Source organism: Gemmatimonadaceae bacterium, from assembly GCA_035606695.1.
GTDB lineage: Bacteria > Gemmatimonadota > Gemmatimonadetes > Gemmatimonadales > Gemmatimonadaceae > JAQBQB01.
The window spans coordinates 1-18478 of sequence record DATNEW010000030.1; the positions used below are offsets into that span (position 1 = coordinate 1).

20 protein-coding genes and 1 tRNA gene are annotated in these 18478 nt (G+C 63.0%); 19 read left to right on the forward strand and 2 right to left on the reverse strand.

Annotated features, from left to right (window positions below; genetic code table 11):
- Window positions 1-260: 260 nt before the first annotated feature.
- The 4 genes from VN706_15910 to VN706_15925 all read left to right on the forward strand — a co-directional run bounded on the left by VN706_15910 (window position 261) and on the right by VN706_15925 (window position 6590).
- Entirely contained in the window at window positions 261-3461 is a 3201-nt protein-coding gene (locus tag VN706_15910) for a hypothetical protein (GenBank protein HXT17128.1), read from the forward strand.
- A 16-nt stretch (window positions 3462-3477) separates the two neighbouring features.
- The gene (locus VN706_15915) at window positions 3478-4746 is read left to right on the forward strand and encodes a hypothetical protein (GenBank protein HXT17129.1); all 1269 of its coding nucleotides are present in this window, start codon (window positions 3478-3480) and stop codon (window positions 4744-4746) included.
- A 65-nt stretch (window positions 4747-4811) separates the two neighbouring features.
- Window positions 4812-5894 carry a DUF5677 domain-containing protein gene (locus VN706_15920; GenBank protein HXT17130.1) on the forward strand — a complete coding sequence of 361 codons (1083 nt, stop codon included), beginning with the start codon at window positions 4812-4814 and terminating at the stop codon, window positions 5892-5894.
- Between the two features lie 48 nt (window positions 5895-5942).
- A complete protein-coding gene (locus tag VN706_15925; GenBank protein HXT17131.1) occupies window positions 5943-6590 on the forward strand; it encodes an SEC-C metal-binding domain-containing protein in 648 nt (215 codons plus the stop codon).
- A gap of 531 nt (window positions 6591-7121) precedes the next feature.
- On the opposite strand, the gene VN706_15930 is transcribed toward VN706_15925, so the two are convergent.
- Window positions 7122-7194: transfer RNA gene (locus VN706_15930), tRNA-Gly, on the reverse strand.
- Between the two features lie 153 nt (window positions 7195-7347).
- Between VN706_15930 and VN706_15935 the strand changes: the two genes are divergently transcribed.
- Window positions 7348-7809: a hypothetical protein gene (locus VN706_15935; GenBank protein HXT17132.1), complete on the forward strand. Its 462-nt coding sequence runs from the start codon at window positions 7348-7350 to the stop codon at window positions 7807-7809.
- Between the two features lie 106 nt (window positions 7810-7915).
- Entirely contained in the window at window positions 7916-8461 is a 546-nt protein-coding gene (locus tag VN706_15940; protein HXT17133.1) for a hypothetical protein, read from the forward strand.
- A gap of 90 nt (window positions 8462-8551) precedes the next feature.
- Here VN706_15940 and VN706_15945 read toward each other — a convergent pair whose 3' ends face one another.
- The gene (locus VN706_15945) at window positions 8552-9211 is read right to left on the reverse strand and encodes an OmpA family protein (GenBank protein HXT17134.1); all 660 of its coding nucleotides are present in this window, start codon (window positions 9209-9211) and stop codon (window positions 8552-8554) included.
- Between the two features lie 339 nt (window positions 9212-9550).
- Between VN706_15945 and VN706_15950 the strand changes: the two genes are divergently transcribed.
- From VN706_15950 to VN706_16010, 13 genes are all read left to right on the forward strand, one after another.
- Window positions 9551-10003 (forward strand): hypothetical protein, encoded by a 453-nt coding sequence (locus VN706_15950; protein HXT17135.1) that lies wholly within the window; start codon window positions 9551-9553, stop codon window positions 10001-10003.
- 327 nt (window positions 10004-10330) lie between these two features.
- On the forward strand, window positions 10331-10720 hold the full coding sequence (locus VN706_15955; protein ID HXT17136.1) for a hypothetical protein: 390 nt from the start codon (window positions 10331-10333) through the stop codon (window positions 10718-10720).
- A 62-nt stretch (window positions 10721-10782) separates the two neighbouring features.
- Entirely contained in the window at window positions 10783-11133 is a 351-nt protein-coding gene (locus VN706_15960; protein ID HXT17137.1) for an NHLP leader peptide family RiPP precursor, read from the forward strand.
- 73 nt (window positions 11134-11206) lie between these two features.
- The gene (locus VN706_15965) at window positions 11207-11389 is read left to right on the forward strand and encodes a hypothetical protein (GenBank protein HXT17138.1); all 183 of its coding nucleotides are present in this window, start codon (window positions 11207-11209) and stop codon (window positions 11387-11389) included.
- Between the two features lie 36 nt (window positions 11390-11425).
- Window positions 11426-11632 (forward strand): hypothetical protein, encoded by a 207-nt coding sequence (locus VN706_15970; GenBank protein ID HXT17139.1) that lies wholly within the window; start codon window positions 11426-11428, stop codon window positions 11630-11632.
- Window positions 11633-11692: 60 nt separating this feature from the next.
- Window positions 11693-11887 (forward strand): hypothetical protein, encoded by a 195-nt coding sequence (locus VN706_15975; protein ID HXT17140.1) that lies wholly within the window; start codon window positions 11693-11695, stop codon window positions 11885-11887.
- Window positions 11888-11937: 50 nt separating this feature from the next.
- Window positions 11938-12138 carry a hypothetical protein gene (locus tag VN706_15980; protein ID HXT17141.1) on the forward strand — a complete coding sequence of 67 codons (201 nt, stop codon included), beginning with the start codon at window positions 11938-11940 and terminating at the stop codon, window positions 12136-12138.
- 8 nt (window positions 12139-12146) lie between these two features.
- On the forward strand, window positions 12147-15347 hold the full coding sequence (locus VN706_15985) for a type 2 lanthipeptide synthetase LanM family protein (protein HXT17142.1): 3201 nt from the start codon (window positions 12147-12149) through the stop codon (window positions 15345-15347).
- Window positions 15344-16420 (forward strand): hypothetical protein, encoded by a 1077-nt coding sequence (locus VN706_15990; GenBank protein ID HXT17143.1) that lies wholly within the window; start codon window positions 15344-15346, stop codon window positions 16418-16420. Before VN706_15985 ends, VN706_15990 begins: the two co-directional genes overlap by 4 nt.
- A gap of 163 nt (window positions 16421-16583) precedes the next feature.
- Entirely contained in the window at window positions 16584-16931 is a 348-nt protein-coding gene (locus VN706_15995) for an NHLP leader peptide family RiPP precursor (GenBank protein HXT17144.1), read from the forward strand.
- A gap of 293 nt (window positions 16932-17224) precedes the next feature.
- On the forward strand, window positions 17225-17617 hold the full coding sequence (locus tag VN706_16000; protein ID HXT17145.1) for a hypothetical protein: 393 nt from the start codon (window positions 17225-17227) through the stop codon (window positions 17615-17617).
- Window positions 17618-17666: 49 nt separating this feature from the next.
- Window positions 17667-18056, forward strand: coding sequence for a hypothetical protein (locus VN706_16005; protein HXT17146.1), 390 nt, complete (start codon window positions 17667-17669; stop codon window positions 18054-18056).
- 39 nt (window positions 18057-18095) lie between these two features.
- The gene (locus tag VN706_16010) at window positions 18096-18473 is read left to right on the forward strand and encodes a hypothetical protein (protein HXT17147.1); all 378 of its coding nucleotides are present in this window, start codon (window positions 18096-18098) and stop codon (window positions 18471-18473) included.
- Window positions 18474-18478 lie beyond the last annotated feature (5 nt).

Genomic DNA, 18478 nt, shown 5'->3' on the forward strand with positions numbered 1-18478 from the left:
CGTTAACGTCGCGATCGACGGCGCGTAGCGCCGAACGAACCGGCAGGCACCAGAACCACGGTCAGCCGCGCTCACACCCGCTGGCTGACCGCTCATTCACGAAAACCATTCACAAACACTCTTAGTTCAGACCTTCCCTAGGGACTCCGGCCTCCCGAGTAGCTACCGACGAGCCTTCGCCGAACGCATTCTTGCGCAGGCGGCGGCCCGAGCGTTTCTCGGACTCGGTGGTCGTCGAGCGTTCTGCTCTCGATCGATCGATGCTTGAGTACCATCTCGAGACTCTGACGAACCGTGGCGAAGAAACTCTCTTTGAAAACTTTGCGCGCCGGCTTGCGGAACGAGAGATCTGCCCGAATCTGCTGCCGCATACCGGTCCGACTGGAGGTGGAGACAGCAAGGTCGATTCGGAGACCTATCCCGTCGCTGATACACTCGCTCTCGGCTGGTACTTCGGTGTAGGTCGTGTAGCGGCTGAGGAGCGCTGGGCATTCGCCTTCAGCGCCAAGAAGACGTGGCGACCTAAGGTACGGTCCGACGTAGCGAAGATCGCCGCCACAGGCCGCGGTTACACCACCGCTTACTTCATTACGAACCGGTTCGTGCCAGATAAGGCACGCGCTGCAATTGAAGATCAGCTTCAGAAGAAACACAAGATCGATGTTCGCATTCTCGACCGAACTTGGATTTGCGACCGCGTATTCGACCATCATCACGAGGAGCTTGCGGTCGATGCGTTGGGTATGTCGCCATCAATTCTACATGAGGTTCGTCGTGGCCCACTCGACACCCAGCGCGAGCAGGACTTAGAGGACACAGAAGCGCGAATACAACTCGCGCTCAGGGAAGGCGGTTCGTCATTTCAGCTCGTCGATGATTGCATCCAGGCTGCAATGCTCGCACGCGGCCTCGAAAGGCCACGTAGTGAAGTCGAGGGGCGCCTATCGAGGGCGATCAGGATCGCGAAAGAGCACGGTACGCACCGCCAGCTACTCGAAAGCATCTACCAACACGCGTGGACAGCTTTCTTCTGGTATGAGGACTATGCGCAGTTCGTGAGCATGTATCGGGAGGTCGAGGACCTCGCGAAAGACAGCCGCAACGCCCAGGAGCTTGAGCGGCTGACGACGCTTTGGATGTCCCTGCGCAATGCCGTCGATCGAAGCGCGCTTAGCGACAATGACGCGCAGATGGAGCAGCACACGACGGTTTTGACGGAGTCGCTCACTCGGCTAACGAAAGAGACCGAGCGGCCGAGCACAGCGCTTCAGGCCCGGACATTCCTCCTTAAGGTCCGCCTTCTTACCTCGCCTTCGGATCGCGCAGATCCGATTCTGCGCGAACTCACGGATGTTGTCCGCAAAGCTGAAGGCCTCGTCGGTTATCCATTGGAGCCACTCGCCGAGATCGTTGCGGAGCTCGGAAACATCTTCGGGGAAAGCGCCGCATACGAGACGCTATTCGAGACGGTAGTTGAGACAACTTCGCGCCACACGGGTGATATCGCCGCAGCTAGAGCACTTTTGGGCAGAGGCGCCCAACAACTCGATGCCGGCAAGCCGTATACAGCGATTCTAACCTTCGGACGGGCACTGAGGCGTCTGGCGGCGCACGAGAGCCGAGGCGACTTGATTCGGGCTCTGTACCTCTGCGCCGGCGCCTATGAGCAAGTCGGGCTGCTATGGGCTGCGCGCGGGACCCTGCTCGTCGCCGCATCAATTGCAACGAACGAATTCTGGTCACATGAAACGGTCTCGCCTGCTCAGCGGGTCTGCTACAACCGATTGAAGTGGATCGAACTTCGGCTCGGTCGGATTCCGCACATCCTCGCTTGGCATGAGGTTGACGCGACGTTCGCTGAAATACTTGCGGCCAAGGGCTTCAGCGCAGACGCAACATCGCGAGGAGAGGTTGCTTTCGATGCAATTGTTGGAATGCTCTTCTTGAAATCAGATGTCTGGACTCTGCGCAGGCTGACGCGCCTACCGTCCGTCCTTGACCGACTTGAGCTCTACAATGCCGCCCCCGCACTGCTGTACGCTTTGGGGCGTGACGATGCGCTTCCGAAAGAGTTCTTAGAAGCCGCTACTGCTGATGGCACCATTGCTGAGTACTTCACTAAATGGCGGGATCAACCTGCGGCCGACGAGCTTCCAGAATCTGCCGATCCTTGGGACACGCGCACGGTGACACTGAGATCCCGGATACTCGGATGTCAGTTCACCGTAACCTCCCAAAACGCATCGCCGTGCATCGAACTCGGCGAATCTATGTTGGCTGCACTTGAAGCGTTGCTGTCAACAGGATCAATAGAGCGGCTAGTCGCACATGAGCCGACGCTTACTATCGACATTCGAGCCAGCGAGTTCGCAGAACAGCCGTTCGGATTTGAAATCTCGGAGCACGATGGTCGATATCAGCTCGATGTGCGCTGCGCAAAGTTTCATCCGCACAAGCTCTCGCCGGATGAGCACTCGGCCTTGAAGCGTAGGATGTTCGAAGCCATGGCTCAGATCCTCGCGCACGTGTACTTCTGGGGCGACGATGCTGAGGCTCGTCTTGCCGCTTTATTCGACGATGGTCATGCGCTCGAGCGCTCCATCGACTTCACGACGAGCTTCATTACAATCGGGAACATTCTGGGCCACGAGCCGAAAACAGCACTGTCAGCGTGGCTGACCGCGACTGATGAGGAGTACTCACTGGCGCGTGAGGAAGAGTGGGATGCCGGGGCTCGGCGCGCGCGCGCGGAAAAAGCTGCACGTCGGGCGTCACGGCCGAAGAATGCTGAAGGAGAGGCGCCCGAAGAACTTCGCGATCCTGAGCGCACTGTCCACTCGAAAATCGCTACCGTATCGCTCATTCGCATGCCGCTTTGGGAGCGAGCTGGATGGTCGGGCACAATGTTCCTTGTGGTACCCCAAGCGAACCTGCCGCCGGTCTTAGCACCAATTTTTAAGAATGCCGAAGCGGCGCGACAAATCATGGCTGGCTTTAAAGCAGATCTGGGCGAATCTGACAAGGAGGAGCGGCTCCGCGTGACAATCATCCGAGGAATCAACCGGGCGAACCCCTTCGCCTACCGCGTGGTGATCGGGGCAAACCTTCCAGCCGACGTTGCACAGGATGCGAATTCACAGTGGATCGTGGTCGCTCGATCGAACACAATGGATCCTGATTCCGACATCAATCTCAGGCGCTTCATTGACTCGTATGAAAGTTCTGGCAGCTATCTGCTGGCTGGCGCTGTATGGCACGATGCTCAAAGAGCACCAAGCCCGGCGTCCAACGTGCGCATAACAAAGCGGGAACTAAACATCCGCGAAGCCTGGCAGATCGGTCGCAATGACCCGGATGCCGTGGGAATTCGAGACGACGACGAACCGCTTATTCCAGACGACGGCAACCCGGCACCCGTTTTGGATCTTCTGGAATGGATGCGCCGGAATCGCAGTACCTAACCGCCTGACCACCGCGATGACGTCCGACGAGCTAGTCGACAGCACCGCTAGCTACTATCTCGAATCGGGTGACTTCAACGGTCTTCCCGCATACGGGGTCGTGGGGAAGAGCGTCGCGTCGCTCGATGAGCTGACGGGGCTGCTCCGCCCGCTGATCGAACGGGGCGTCCTTAGCGTGAATTTTGGCGACACGCACGTCAATCCTCACATCCGTGCACTCGCCGATTCGCCTATCGAACGCCAGCTGGCCAATCTCAACGCGGCCAGGACTGATCAATTTGTGATCTATCCAACGGCGACCACGCTCGAGTCGACAGTCGATCGAAACAACTACACAGGCCGCCCGTTCTCGCTTCGCCTGGCACTCGGTGCGCCGCAGTTGGAATTCGCGTCATTCGACCTCGCGGTGATCGATTATTACAGGAGAGACCCTCGATATCGTCTCTGGACCAACGATGTCCAAGCCACGCTCTCCATCAGCGATGATGCGTATCTCGACCCAGCGTTCCCCGAGAAGCACAAAGTTTTGATCCAGAACTTTGGCTATAGCTACGCCACTGATCTTCGTCGGGCCGTCGCCGTATTTCTCACGGACCTCGACCACCTCACGCCCGAGCACCAACAGCTCTGGGCTACGCACGAGGTCGAAGGGGACTACAAGCTACACCCAGATTTCTGGCGTGCAGCCATCATGGGCGACTGGGAGCTCAAGGCGTCGCTGCGCGATGCGTTTCTCGAAGAGCTGCGCACGGTCAACGCGATGTGCGAGGCGATTGGATGGCCGCGAATGTTCCACGACGTACCCGCGGAGCCTCCGCGAGAGTTGGCCCTCCTGATTCGTCCAACCCTGGCTGAGTTTAACGAGTTCGTCCACATCCTCGACAAGCTCATATCGGAGAACATAGACAAAGCCTTCTTCCCCGTCACGATCGCACGTGAAGACGAACGGGTGCGAGGTGACGGCAAGGTGATAGTAACGCCCCGTGGCACGCTCAAGATGCTCGACGAGTGGCTGCGCTTGAAGTTCCGCACCCCAGATCCCGCGCCGCTCGACGACATGCTGAGCACGTTTCGCGAGATTCGGCGGCTGCGCCAAAAACCCGCTCACGCGATCAACCCGGACGCCTACGACGCAGCGTTCTTCGAGACACAGCGGAAGCTCTTCGTGCGCGCCTACGATGCTGTTAGAACGTTGCGCCTGATCTTGCAAAATCATCCACTCGCGCGAGCAGTGGCCGACGAGATGGACGAGCGAGTGCGAGAGGGCGAGATCTGGAGCTACTAGCGGCCCGATTCCCTGCCGTTTCGCTTAGTCCGCAGAAGACACTTATCCCGACGAGAGACCTCACCGTGCCCCGAGCACCCAGAAAACGCTCGCCGCGAACAACAGCTGAGTTCGATCGACAGTTTGGCGATACCCTGCTTTCGGTGATCGCGAAGCGTCTCGAAGGCACTGACACGGACCTCGACGACGAGCCGCTTGTGCACGCGACCGTAGCGGCAATGGCGAGTGCCGCGGACGACATCGTCGCAAATATGGTCAAAGTTTCAGCCGTCGTGATGCGACGCCGCCAGTCTGCGCGACGCGGTTTCGAACGCCGCCTCGCTCGAACGTGGGCCCATAGCTTCGACGCCTTTGGCCATCTCTGCGCGGTGTACACTGAGTACGGCGAGGAGTACTACGCGACCGGAATCGTCGACGATTCTGTCAGAGACTCAGCGCTCTTCAAGGCGCTTCTTCAACTACACGGCCGGTCGTGCCGTGTAGCGTGCGAGATCGAGGCCCTGCTCCGGTCCGGCCTCCCCGACGGTGCCTTTGCACGGTGGAGGACCCTTCATGAAATCGCTGTTATTGCCCTCTTCATGGCGCAGGAAGGCGAAACCGTAGCTCGGTCGTACCTGGACCATGATATCGTGAAGCGGTACAAGCTGATGCTAACACACGAGAAGTACGCACAGACGCTAGGTCACCAACCGCCCACCGAAGCAGAACGGACGGCTGTCCACGATGCGTATAAGACGGTCGTCGCTTCCCACGGGGCGGGGTTCGCCGAAGAATATGGCTGGGCTGCGGCGGCCCTGAACAAGCCGCGACCCAAGTTCGTCGATCTCGAGCGTCACGTGAAGCTGGACCGCTTCCGGCCTTACTATTCCTGGTCCAGCAGTAGCGTCCACGCGGGCTCTCACGGTCTGGCAGGATTCGCTGGCGGCTTTCGCCTCGTCAGACCGATGCCTGCAGGATCTACCAATCAGGGCCTCGCTGATCCCGGGCAAAACACCGCGATCTCGCTGTCCCAGATCTTCGCGGCTGTGAGCGTCGTTCGCGCGAGCCCGTTCTTCACGCTTTCTTCGATCGTTGTCGGCAAACTCGCGAAACGGTGCCAGGATGCATTCATCGCGGAAGACCGCAATCTCAAGCAGGGTGTCAGCTAAGCGTCTCGACGTGTGGACAGCGCCGATTCCTCCCCGCACTTAGACGTCATGGGAAAGGTACTGACTCAACTGCCCTCCGAAGTGACGCCTGAGATACAACGGGCCTGTGTGCGCATTGGACTCGCCGACCATCCTCGATTCATCGACATCTCCCCGGATCCGTCCGCCAAGGTCAACAAGTGCATCTTCAACGTGCTCGCTGCGGCTTCCGCTGGCCGCGGTAGTGCAGCCGTCGGCTGGAAGATTCATGTTTGGCCGCGAGTCCTGGTCGAATTCGTTGGTCACGCCGTTCTACGCACCGACGTTGGGCTGGTCTGCATTACTCCCGACCGCTACGGCGAGGCGAAGGTGCTTTTCGTTGCCGATACTCGCATTGAGTTCAACCCGAGCGACCCCATGGCCCGAATGCCCTCGCGACGCGTCGCCTGCACTGACCACGAAGACGTCGCGGCATTCATTCGGACGCAAGAACAAATGGATGCGATCCGAATGGCGTATCCTCCGCAGTCAGGGCACTTCCTCGTGACAGGTCCCGCAGCGGCGCAACTCCAGAGCCTAGAACGCGCGCAGCGGCGCGCCTTCCGCGACATCGCCTTAAGAACCGTAGGCCACAACGCACCATGCATCTGCGAAAGCGGTCGCCCGTTCAAGAAGTGTTGCCGCCCGGGAATGCTTTTTGAGCGGAACGCGGAGTGATGCAGAGCGTAGGTCAGCCACCACTGCGCACACGGCGTTTCTGCGGTGCAAAGCCACTGGAAGGATGACCCATCAGCTTCCAACCTCTCTCCCTGAAGTGACTCGCGCTGTTGTAGAGTCAGGCAAGGTGCCGAAGCGGGGGCGTCGTCTTCATGGAGGAGATCATGAGGGCACCGTTACGGGAGCGCTGTTGCGAACGCATTCCATGCTGCGCGCGCTGAGGCGTCGCGAGATCTCTTATTCCTCGCTGAGACGGGATGCATGGAGGACAGTTTGACGCGGCAACCGTAGAAGGCCAGCTGGCTAAGCTGGACGCCTTCGCGAGAAGCCGATCCGACGTCCTCATTACAGGAAGAGCGCAACTGGCTGTCGGTGAAGCGGTTTGTCATCCACGATCAGAGCTCGCTGGCGCGAACGGTCCCCAAACCGATTGGCGCTGGGGACCGTTGCAACGGTCCCCAAAGCGAAAAACGGCCCCCACTCCGAAGAGCAGAGGCCGTTTCTAAGATGTTCTAAATCTCTAACTTACAGAGCGGGCGATGGGACTCGAACCCACGACGTCCAGCTTGGGAAGCTGGCATTCTACCAACTGAATTACGCCCGCGTCCCTCCAACATAACGCTCGCGACCGCCCGCTACAACATTGTGCGGCTTGCGCCCCGCCCTGCCCCGCCCCGCGAACGGTTTGCCACGACAGGCCGTCGAACACATAGATAATGGTATGATCCAACGCCCCGACCGCCGTCACGAGGTTCGCATGGCGAACGACGCAACGATCTCTCGGTCCGCGTTCCTCACCCGCTGCGCTGGGTTACTCGTCGTCGCCGCCGGCCGGCCACGTGCCCTGCTCCACACCGCGTCATCCGACATCGAACATCCGGACCCGCGCCCAGGAATCACCTCCGAGCACGTCCTCTCCGCCGACTCTCTCGCGAAGCTCAAACAGCGCGTGCGCGACGCCTACGACGCCGCCCGTCAACATCCGGAAATCTTCGATGGACTCGGCTGCGCCTGCGGCTGCACCGGCAGAGGCAGCGGCGGCAGCGGCGGCAGCGGCGGCAGCGGCGCCATGCATCGCTCGCTGCTCTCCTGCTACGAATCGCGCCAGCCAACGGGTTGTTGGTCCTGCCAGGAAGAAGCGCTGTTCGTCGGCGAGCAGATCAAAAACGCCAAAACACTGAGCGAAATCCGCGTGGCGGTCGACAAGAAATTCGCCTAGTCTTCCACGTGGCATGTGCCATGTGCCATGTGCCATGTGCCATGTGCCATGTGGCCCGACGGGCGAAGCCGCTCAGCCGACAGGTATCGCTTCGCTCGGAGACGAAATGAAGGTCGTGGCTTTCTATACCGGCCAGGGCGTGATCGGAAAGCTCAGCGAGATGAGCTTCTACACAGGACAATTCAGCACGTGCTCACCCGTCGTCATGTTCAACGAGAATACGACCATGGCCGGCGTCTACCACCTTCCCGGCTGCAACGGTACGCGCTCGAAGTTGATGACGGAGTGGGCCACGAATCTGATGCCGATGGCTGACGTCGTGAATCCGACCCACGTCTATCTCTTCCCGTCGGGCGACGCGTCGTACGAGGAAGCGTTCGGCCAATCGAGCCAGGCGAGCAAGTACGGCGATCGCGACAAACTGAAGCCGTTCTTCGAGGAGTACAAGGCGCTGTTCTCAACGAAGCTCAACATCGTCGTCGAGACCGTCGGGCGCACGGGCATCTACGTGTCCGCCCAAGGCAAGAACATTCAATTCGCGACGGCACTGCCGACGAGCGGCGTCGACGTTCACGATCTCAAGACAAACCGCAAAGAGCCGACGGGATGTCAGGTGTACAACATGGACATCGACTACTCGATCTGGATGTAGCGAGATGTAGCAAGTTGTAGCGACGTGACCGAGCGTTGCGACAACGGCGACCGGCATTCGCGACATCGAACGCCAGTCGCCGCATGCTTTCTACCGCCCGTTCGAGCTCGTCAAGCTGTCCTGCGACATCGCGACGGTGCTCTGCCCGCGCGACTCGATCACGAACACCACGCGCCGATTGAGCTCCGCGCCCGGCTGATCGTGACTGGCGCCCGGCACCACGAGGCGCGTCTTGCCGTAGCCGACCGTCGCCAGATCGTTGCCGGTCAACCCTTGGGCGAGGAGATACTGCCGCACCGCATCCGCGCGACGGGCCGAGAGCGCGACGTTGTATCGCGTACTGCCCGCGGGATCGGCGAAGCCTTCGATCGTGATCTTCGAACCCGGATAGTACGACTGCGCGATGTGCGCGAAACGCTGCAGCTGCGGCTGATCCTGCGTGCGCACGGCGGCGTTGTTGAAATCGAAATTCACCGGCATGGCGAAGTGCAGGCCGTCCTCGAGCATCGAGATCTTGGCGCCGAATTCCTTGCGCATCGTCGCGAGATCGGTGCGGAGCGAATCGACGCTCCCGCGCACCATGCCGAGTTGATCGGCCAAGGCGCTGTCGCTCGCCGCGCGCGCGGCGCGTTCGTTCGCGAGCTGCTGGCCCTGCACATCACTCACGTGCTTCAGCTGGCTCTGTGTCGCGAGGCATCCACTCAACAGAACGCTCGCTCCGGCAACCACGAGACGGGTGGCGTGACGCATGTTCCTGTACTCCGATGAAGGTGAGACGTACACCCGGGCACGCCTGCAAGAAGCAAGCACCAGATCACAAATGTGATAACAATCACGGCGGGGGTGTGACGCTCGGATCGCGTTTCCTGAAATCGCGGTACATCGCACGCCCATCGCACGCACACCGCATGTCCATCGCACGTACGTCGCGCCTACGACAGATGACGTATGCCTCGCCGCACCGCAGCTCGGCAGCTTGTGCGGGTCGCCAACCCGAGAGTGCACATGCGTCGTGCAGCGCTTTGTATCAGTCTTGTGTGTTCCGTCACGTCAATTCGCTCCACCCACGCGCAACTGCCGGTCGCGCCAGTGCTCGTCGTGCGCGCCGCGGAGTATGTGTTGAACGACGATCGGTCCGGCCCTCGCGTCGGCGTCGGGTACATCGCGGGCGGCAGCGTCACGGCGCAGAATCAAGGCAAGTCGTTCGCGCCCGTCACGTCGATGTTCGGCTGGCAGCTCGAACGCCAATTTCCGACCGGCCGCAAGGACGAGCCGCTGCCAGTGACGGAGTTCGTCGTGCTCGTCGCGGGCATGGAACAAGGTCTTTTCCTGCCGAGTGCGACGTGGCTGCTCGGGTTGCGGCAGCCGAACGGGTGGGAAGCGGGCGTCGGGCCGGCACTCACCGGTGCCGGGGTGCAGCTCGCGTTCGCCGCGGGAGTGACCCACGAAGTCGGACGGCTGAACGTGCCGGTGAATCTGGCGATCGCGCCCGGGCGGCGCGGCGCGGCGATCTCGCTGACGACGGGATTCAACGTGCACTAAGCTCGCGCCAGCCTGTTACCAACCCTTCAATAGCGTTTCACTCGGCTCCGGCCGCTCAGCGCATCGCCCGGAGCCCCGATCAAGCCCTCTCATGAGACATTCCTCATGGAGGGCTTTTCGGTTGCGACACCGCCCGCCTCGAGTGGATGCGCGTGTCTACGCGGTAGAGCCCTGACTCCATCGCGTCGGTCCCCCGCTTACACGCCGTGCGACGTAAACGTTTCTCGCACAACACGTTCGCGCGCGCAACGGATTGGGCACACGCGTTGCCTTCGCACTCGTGCAATTCACCGTCGCCCTTGCCCTTGCCCATTCCGGAGAACGACCATGCCCGCGACGACTCACGACCGAGTGAGACAGCACCAGTCCGACCCCGCGTTCGTCGCCCAGGCGAACGATTTCTACGCGCGCCTGCTCGAGCGCTCGGCCGTCGATCGCACGTTTCGTCAGAAGCTGCTGACCGACTCGCGTGCCGCGCTCGCCGAGTTCGGCGGCCGCGATCCGTCACAGGTCTCCTCGAACATCGTGTTCGTCGAAAACACGGCCGACGCGACCATCGTGCTGCCCGACTTCGTCGGCGAGAACACGGAGCTCTCGGATCAGCAGCTCGAGAGCGTGGCCGGAGGAACCGACCTCACGAGCATCGTCATCACGGCCGTCGTCCTCTACGATGCGGCCGTCGACTACGTGCGAAGCAAGATGCCGCAGGTTCCGTGAGCGTCCAGGCATTCCGAAACGCTCATACGCTGTCACGCGCAGGACATTCCGGAGATCACGCCATGACGTCGACGACGAACGCACAGATGCACCATGCCGAAACCGCCTACGCGAAGCTGCTCGAGCGCTCGGCGGTCGATCGCGACTTCCGGCGACAGCTGCTGACGAATCCGCGCGCGGCGCTGGCCGCGATCACAGGACGCGAGGTCGCGGAGTCCGTCACCATCAAATTCGTCGAGAATACCGCCGACGCGACGATCGTACTGCCGAACTTCGTCGGCGACGCCGAGTTGTCGGAGGCGGACCTGTCGGCCGTCGCCGGCGGCACGAACGTGCTGACACTTCCGCTGGCCGCGATCCTGATCGGCCAGGTGTTGCCCGAGACCCTGCGCGGCGGCGATCCCGCCCCATAGACCACGCGCACCGTTCGCCGAACGTCGAGTGCAGGAACCGCATCATCACCGTCGCATCATCACAGGAGACGATATGTCGAAGAAAAAGACGAAGAAGCGCGTGAGCCCCAGCGAAGACCAGCCGCTGTCCGACACGGCGCTCGAGAGCGTCGCCGGCGGATGCCAGATCGGCTGCAGCAACGAGAAGACGTGCATCGACATCATGTCGGGCGACGTCGACCGTCTGACGGTGCTCCAACAAGCCGGCGGCCTATAACACCCCAACCGCGCAGTCGCGCACAGAGGATTCGAGATGTCAAACGACAATACGCCCAAGGGAACGAACTCGCCGTCCACGCCGTCGGATCGCAAGCGCGTCGCGCCGTCCGATCCGAGCGAAGTCACCGACGAGGCGCTGGAGAGCGTCGCCGGCGGCTGCGAGATCGGATGCAGTGCGAACAGCTGCGCCGACATGGTCTCGCTGGAGCGGCCAACGTTCCTTCAGCAGTTCAACGGCTGATATGGCGCGCGCCATTCCATTCCGAATGGCGCGCTTCCCCTTTCTGAACTTGGAGCAACAATGAGCAAGAAACGCCGCGTGAAACCAAGCGCCAATCAGGAGCTCGACGACGCCTCGCTCGAGAACGTCGCGGGCGGCACGCAGAACCTGACGACGCCGGTCCTCACCGTGTACGACCCGCCGAGCACGATCGTCGTCATCGATCCGATTCCCGAGCCGATCATTCCGATCAACCCGACGATCCCGGTGAAGTAGCGCGCTCGAGATCGCACGTCATACGCTTTGACCTACAGCAAGGAGCAATCATGTCCGACGAGAACCGCAAACGCGTATCGCCGAATCAGGAAGAAGGACAGCTCGATGACGCGACGCTCGAGAGCGTCGCGGGCGGATGCGAGATGGGAACGAGCATCCAGACCACGGTGATCATCACCCGTCCGATCGAGCCGATCATCCCGCTGCCGGAACCGATCATCCCGATCAATCCGATCATCGAGTTGAGCTGACACGTCGTATGTCGCCGCTCGCGGACGTCATCACGCGCGCGGCCACGCTCGAGGAACGGCGCGCTCGCGGTGCTCACCCTCCGGTGACCACCCCAGCGCGCCGACTCGACGCGTGGCAGTCGATCGTCGCGCGCGGTGATGCGGAGCGTTGGCGCCGCCGCCTTCGCCACGATGGTATCGATCCCTCGACCGCGGCAAGTCTGGTCGAATCCTCGGGCGACGCGACCGACCGCGAGCGCGGTGCGCGCTGGTGGGAACTGCTGCAGTCCGCGATCGCGATCGCGGCTCAATCGACGGATTGGCACGCCTCGACAGATCGCGCATTGCGCGCCGAGGCGCCGTACCCGTTCGAGCACGTGCTGCTGCCCTTCATCGTCACGGCCCGTGCCGCGATCCGTACACCGCACCTGGCCGCGTTCACCGCGGCCGCGCAGGCGCAACTCGAGCGCGCGCTGCTCCGCCGCCTGACGTCGATCGCGGCGCCCATACTATATGAAGAGTTCACCGCCGCGGGCGGGGGCATCGAGTTGGACGACGCCATGCCGGAGCGCACTGCCCCGCGCGAGATCTACGATCGGTTCGTGTGCGCCCAATGCGCCGGCGCAATGGCCGACGTCTTCGCGCGATACGCGGCGCTGGCGCGCCTCCTTGCCACGCGCTGCGTGATGTGGGCGGAAGCAACGGCAGAATTGTGCGATCAACTCGCGGCGGATCGCCGGGTAATCGAGCATACCTTCACCGACGATCGCCCACTCGGCGACGTCGTGAACGCGCAGTCGGAGTTGTCGGACTCGCACAACGGCGGGCGGATGGTCAGCATCCTGACCTTCTCCAACGGCCTCACGCTCGTGCACAAGCCACGGTCACTCGCTCCGGAGCGCGCGTTTCAGGCGTTCGTGGAATGGGCGAACGCCGCGGGTGTAACCCCGGCGCTTCCCGCGCTCCGCGCGATCGATTGCGGCGATCGCGGCTGGATGGAGTACGGCGAAGCCGCGCCGTGCACGACTCGCGCTGGCGCGGCGCTCTACTATCGTCGCGCCGGGATGCTGGCGTGCTCGATGTATCTCATCGGCGGCAAGGATCTGCATAGCGGAAACGTTCTCGCGCGCGGTGCCGAGCCGCTGTTGATCGACCTCGAGATGCTGGTGCAACCGACGGTGCCTGACGAGCGGATTGCCGACGCGGCCGCGGTCGGCACGTGGCGGCACGTGCACGGGTCGGTGCTTTCGTCCTATCTGATCCCGATGCTGTGCCGCGACGCGCACGGTGGCACGTTTACCGAGGGCGGCTTCGCTCGCGGGGACGCCGGACGCGAAGGTGCGGCGCGACGCTGGTATGACGTGAATACGGACGCGATGGCGCTGTATGAGGAACCCGCGTTTCGCCCGGCGGGCAGCAACGTTCCGCAAGACGTCGACGGCTTCACGCGAGACGACGAATTCGTCGCGCTCGTTCGCGGCTTTAGAGATTTCTATACTTTCCTGATGAGCCGGCGCGCCGAGTTGATGGCGCCGGACGGTCCGCTGACGGCGTTCGGGCCGCTGCGCGTCAGGCTTCTGCTTCGCTCGACAGACGTCTATGACGGACTGCTGCGCCGCGCGCTGCGCCCCGAGGCGATGGTCACGGGCGCGGATCGAAGCATCGACTTCGATGCCTTGCGCCGCCCGTTTCTTCGGGGGCCGGAGCGGCATCGCCTGTGGGATGCCGTGGCCTGCGAGGTGGCGGCGCTCGAGCGCGGCGACGTGCCGATTTTTCATATGCAGGCGGACGGCACCGCGCTCTTGTCCGGCGAGCGGACCGTCGTCGCCGACTACGCCATGTCGCCGGGGTTCGCGCAAATGGCCGCGCGCGTGCGACGTCTGGGCGCGGCCGATCTCGAGCGGCAGACGCATTTTCTGCGCGTCGCGTGGTCGAGCTACCGCGCGCGATGGGACGCCGCACGACTCGAGGCGAGCGCACACGCGGCGCCTCCCTCCTCCGACGCGCGCATGCTTGGCGAGGATCGCGCAATGAGCGCGGCGGTGGCCATCGCCGCATCGCTTCGCCGGACCGCCGTCAAATCGCCCCGCGGCGGCGCGGAATGGATGACACTCGGCGACCGCGGCCTGACGCGCACCGATCTCAGCTTCGCCAACGGCCGTGCCGGTGTCGCCCTCTTCTACTCGGCATTGAGTAAACTGGGATTTAACAATTATTATGCCGACGCCTTGGCGCCGATCGAGCCGCTGCTCGCGGCCGACGAGACGCGCGTCCGGCAGTTGGTGCACAGCCACGGCATCGGCGGCGCGCGTGGCGTCGGTGGGATCATCTACGCGCTGACGCGCATCGGACAATGGCTCGGTGAGCCGGCGGCACTGCGTGCGGCCGAGCGATTTGCCGGAGCGCTCACGCAGGAGCGGATCGGGGCCGATCGCAAGCTCGACGTATTCGCCGGCTCGGCCGGCGCGATGCTCGGGTTGCTCGCGCTGCACGAAGCGACGGGCAGCGGCACGTCGCTCGCCGCGGCCGTGTGGTGCGGACGGCATCTGCTGTCGCGGCGGAGCATCGATCGCGGTAAGCACCGCGCATGGAGAACGCTCAACCGTGAGCTGACCGGCGGCTTCGGACATGGCGCGGCGGGAATCGCGTACGCGTTGGACCGTCTGCGGAACGCGGTCCACGACGAGACCATGAGGGACGCGATTCAGGAAGCAATCGACGACACGATCGACTTCGAGGGTTCGTTGTACGTGCCCGAAGCCGGCAACTGGGCGAGCAATTCACGGCGGGTGCGCGCGCTCGGCGAAGGTGCCGACAGCGCGCCGCTGATCTGCGGCTGGTGTCACGGCGCGGCCGGCATCGGGCTCGGACGCCTGGCCCTGCGCGATCACGCGAAGCTCAGCGGCGACGACATCGAGCGGGCGCTGGCGGCGATGCGCGCGAACGAGAGTGCGCCGCCGCCGCAGGACCATCTCTGTTGCGGCAATGCCGGACGCATCGAGCTGCTGTTGTACGCCGGCATGCGGCTTGGTCGCGCGGATCTCACCGAACGAAGCCTTCGTTATGCGGCGAGTGTCGTCGAGCGCGCGCATGCGCGCACGAGCTGGGGCGCCGGCAGCGTCGACGACGGATTCGCGCCAACGATGTTCTTCGGTACCTCGGGCATCGGGTACGAATTGCTTCGCCTGCATCACACCGCCGAGCTGCCCAGCGTGCTTCTGTGGGGATGATGGGTCTCGTCGATACACCATGGACCGCGGCTAACACGCTCGATCAGATCGCGCCGAGTTTTCCATCGGCGCTTGTCACTCGCGAAGCGCATACCGCGTTGCTCGCACTCGCGCGCCGGTTCCCCGCCTCGTATACGAACTGGATGTATCTCGAGTGTCGTCTTGCCTGGGCGCGGACCGAACGCGCTGACTTCATCCTGCGACTCACACGGCTGCCGAGCAGCGTGCCGCGCGAACTGATCGAGGAGATGTGGTTGGAGTTCGACGTCGCGACGAATGCCGATTTGGCGACAACGGCCGCGACGCCGGGCTTCTTTCTCCATCTGGCGCACGGCGCACGCGCGGCCGGTTCGCCCTTCGAGCGCGTAGAGAATGCGCAGCGCGCGCTCCGGGTGCTTCACGATGTCAGCGGGGTGGACTTCTCGTCGGCGGCGGCACTCGCGCTGGCGCGATGCGTCCGCGCGCTGCGCGCGGGCGCCTCGCTTCTATACCTCGGTTGCTTCCCGCATCGATCCAACCTCGTTCGGCTCTGCGTGCTCGGGCTCGCGGATGCGGCGATCGCGGAATACTTGGAGCGCGTCGATTGGCCTGGCGACGTGACCGAAGTGAACGCATTGATCACGCCCTTTAGTCGCGCGAGCACCCGACCCGGTCGTGCGGTCGCGATCGTGCATCTCGATATTGGTGAATCTGGTGAATCCATTGCGCCGACGGTCGGCTTCGAGCTGGGCTTCGCGCGCGCATCGCAATCCGCCGGCCGGATCGAGGAGCAGGCGGTGCTAGACACGCTCGTTCGCGAAAGCCTCTGCACCAGTGCCGAACGCGAGGCGCTTGCGACGTGGCCAATGAGTCGCATCTCGACCATGCGCCACGAGCTGTGGCCGAGCGTCGTGACACGACGCCTCAACCACGTGAAGCTCACGCATGCGCCCGGCCGGCCAACGTTCGCGAAGGCGTATCTCGCGTTGTCGCACCGACAGCACGTTCCCCGATCACCTGACCGCCTGAACGTGCGCGCCTTCACGGGCGTGCCACCGTGCACGGCGAATCGGACGCTGCTTTCCGTGAAGTAGAGTGCTGCATCCATCGCGACGTCGATCGCATCGGGTCCCGAATGTCACAACTCGTGATACGATCCTCGATTACGCTCGCGCGCCCTGCGGTATGAGCGTTGCGCTGAACTTTAGAAACTTCTTAGTACACCCATGACGCGATCACCTCAGGTCCGGAGCCGATATGGCATCGAATGAAAGCCACTCGGAAGCGATGCAGCGTATTCTGGCGCGCGCGGCGACGGACGCCTCGTTCCGTGCCGAGCTGCTCGTCGATCCGCGGGCTGCGATCAACCGCGCGTTCGCGATCGCGATTCCCGTCGGATTTCGTCTCAAGTTCATCGAGCGCGATCCCGGCGTCGATGCACTCGTCGTGCTGCCGGACCTGCGGCCGCCCGACGGTGAGCTGAGCGACGATGCCCTCGACGCCGTGAGCGGGGGCACCCAGACCGATGACCCGTCGAACTTCATCTGGTCCGATCCGTCGCCGCCGCCGCCGCCGCCCCCCGGTGGTGGGAACGACGGCCCGTGAGACGCAGCGCGCGGGACTGAAGCGACCCTCGTGACTTGAATGCCGGCGCAAGGACGAATGCGCCGGCATTCGTGCGTCTACCGGTCGCGGTGCGCCGGATCGTTCGCTCTAAAAAATAGAGGGTTCGATCCTGTTCGTCGGAGGCGCTCGCCGACGATGAATGCGATAACTCATTGCGGGGATATGAGTTCTCTCATTCGCGCGAGACGGTACACGCGTTGCTTTGGTGCGCGGCGTCGAAGCACGATGTCGACCGTCTCAACGCTCAGGATCATTTCACACGGAGAGGAGCCATGACTCGCACCGAACGGACCAAGGCGTACAACCAGGCCAGCCCGGAGCATCAGCGCGCCGCACAGAAGATGATGGAGGAAGTCGTCACGCGCTCGACGACCGATCGCGCGTTCCGCGACCTGCTGCTGTCGAACCCGCGCGCCGCATTCGCGAGCCACAGCGGCGTCTCCGAAAGCGTCATCCCCGAATCGTTCAACATCTCGTTCGTCGAGAACACGGCCACCGCGACGGTGGTGCTGCCGGATCCCGTCGGCTCGGGCGAGTTGGCCGAGCAGGAGCTCGAGACGGTCGCCGGCGGCACGGAAGTCATCTATGGCGAGATCGCGCTCGCCGCGGTCCTCGCGTACGACGCGATCAAGGAAGCGTACGAGCTTGGCAAGAACGCGAAGTAACGCCCCGTCGTCATCCGATTCAGCAACCCTACTCTACTGGAGTATTGCGATGCCCACCACCGCGAATGTGAAGTCACACGGCTCGCCCGACATCGAAGCACAGGCCCGCGAGCAGATCAGCAAGCTGCTCGTTCGGTCAGCCACCGACAAGAATCTGCGGAATCGTCTGCTGACGCAGCCGAACGCCGCATACACGGAAGCGACCGGCAACGTGTTGCCTGAGAACGTGCAGCTCAAGTTCATCGAAAACCGCGGCGGCCCGACGATCGTGCTGCCCGCCTTCGCCGACGCGGGCTCCCCGCTGGGCGACATCGAGCTCGAGATGGTGAGCGGCGGCTCGGAGCCGCTGACGATCGCCGGTCTGGTGTTCCTGGGAACCGCCGCCTTTGCAGTCGGCGCGTGGGCCACGGTGAAGGTCCTGGAAGCCGTGTCGAACTAACAACCGTCATTCATCCTTTCATTCTCAGGAGACTCACACATGCCGACCACCACACAGACGGCGAACGAAGAATCGGTTCGCCACACCCTCGAAGCGATCGCCGAGCGCGCCAACACGGACCGTCCGTTCCGTGAGAAGCTCATTTCCGATCCCCACAGCGCGATGGCCGAGTTCGCGGGTGTCAGCGCGGACAAGATGCCGAAGGTCAGCATCGCGTTCGTCGAGAGCGAAGCCGAAACGACGGTCGTGCTGCCGCCCTTCGGCAAGTCGCGGACGGAGTTGTCGGACAGCCAGCTCGAGACGGTCTCGGGCGGAACGGATCCAGTCACCGCCGGTCTCGTGATCGGCATTTGCTTCCTCGCCGGGGTCGACACCGCGCTGCTCGCGTACGACATCGGTTTGGCCAGCCGCAAGTAATCGGC

What these genes read in the sequence shown, in the direction of transcription:
- VN706_15970 (HXT17139.1), top strand. Translation starts at nt 11,426, where the DNA reads ATGTCAAACGACAATACGCCCAAGGGAACGAACTCGCCGTCCACGCCG.
- VN706_15940 (HXT17133.1), top strand. Translation starts at nt 7,916, where the DNA reads ATGAAGGTCGTGGCTTTCTATACCGGCCAGGGCGTGATCGGAAAGCTC.
- VN706_15990 (HXT17143.1), top strand. Translation starts at nt 15,344, where the DNA reads ATGATGGGTCTCGTCGATACACCATGGACCGCGGCTAACACGCTCGAT.
- VN706_16010 (HXT17147.1), top strand. Translation starts at nt 18,096, where the DNA reads ATGCCGACCACCACACAGACGGCGAACGAAGAATCGGTTCGCCACACC.
- VN706_15980 (HXT17141.1), top strand. Translation starts at nt 11,938, where the DNA reads ATGTCCGACGAGAACCGCAAACGCGTATCGCCGAATCAGGAAGAAGGA.
- VN706_15955 (HXT17136.1), top strand. Translation starts at nt 10,331, where the DNA reads ATGCCCGCGACGACTCACGACCGAGTGAGACAGCACCAGTCCGACCCC.
- VN706_15910 (HXT17128.1), top strand. Translation starts at nt 261, where the DNA reads ATGCTTGAGTACCATCTCGAGACTCTGACGAACCGTGGCGAAGAAACT.
- VN706_15975 (HXT17140.1), top strand. Translation starts at nt 11,693, where the DNA reads ATGAGCAAGAAACGCCGCGTGAAACCAAGCGCCAATCAGGAGCTCGAC.
- VN706_15935 (HXT17132.1), top strand. Translation starts at nt 7,348, where the DNA reads ATGGCGAACGACGCAACGATCTCTCGGTCCGCGTTCCTCACCCGCTGC.
- VN706_15960 (HXT17137.1), top strand. Translation starts at nt 10,783, where the DNA reads ATGACGTCGACGACGAACGCACAGATGCACCATGCCGAAACCGCCTAC.
- VN706_15925 (HXT17131.1), top strand. Translation starts at nt 5,943, where the DNA reads ATGGGAAAGGTACTGACTCAACTGCCCTCCGAAGTGACGCCTGAGATA.
- VN706_16005 (HXT17146.1), top strand. Translation starts at nt 17,667, where the DNA reads ATGCCCACCACCGCGAATGTGAAGTCACACGGCTCGCCCGACATCGAA.
- VN706_16000 (HXT17145.1), top strand. Translation starts at nt 17,225, where the DNA reads ATGACTCGCACCGAACGGACCAAGGCGTACAACCAGGCCAGCCCGGAG.
- VN706_15965 (HXT17138.1), top strand. Translation starts at nt 11,207, where the DNA reads ATGTCGAAGAAAAAGACGAAGAAGCGCGTGAGCCCCAGCGAAGACCAG.
- VN706_15945 (HXT17134.1), bottom strand. Translation starts at nt 9,211, where the DNA reads ATGCGTCACGCCACCCGTCTCGTGGTTGCCGGAGCGAGCGTTCTGTTG.
- VN706_15995 (HXT17144.1), top strand. Translation starts at nt 16,584, where the DNA reads ATGGCATCGAATGAAAGCCACTCGGAAGCGATGCAGCGTATTCTGGCG.
- VN706_15985 (HXT17142.1), top strand. Translation starts at nt 12,147, where the DNA reads ATGTCGCCGCTCGCGGACGTCATCACGCGCGCGGCCACGCTCGAGGAA.
- VN706_15915 (HXT17129.1), top strand. Translation starts at nt 3,478, where the DNA reads ATGACGTCCGACGAGCTAGTCGACAGCACCGCTAGCTACTATCTCGAA.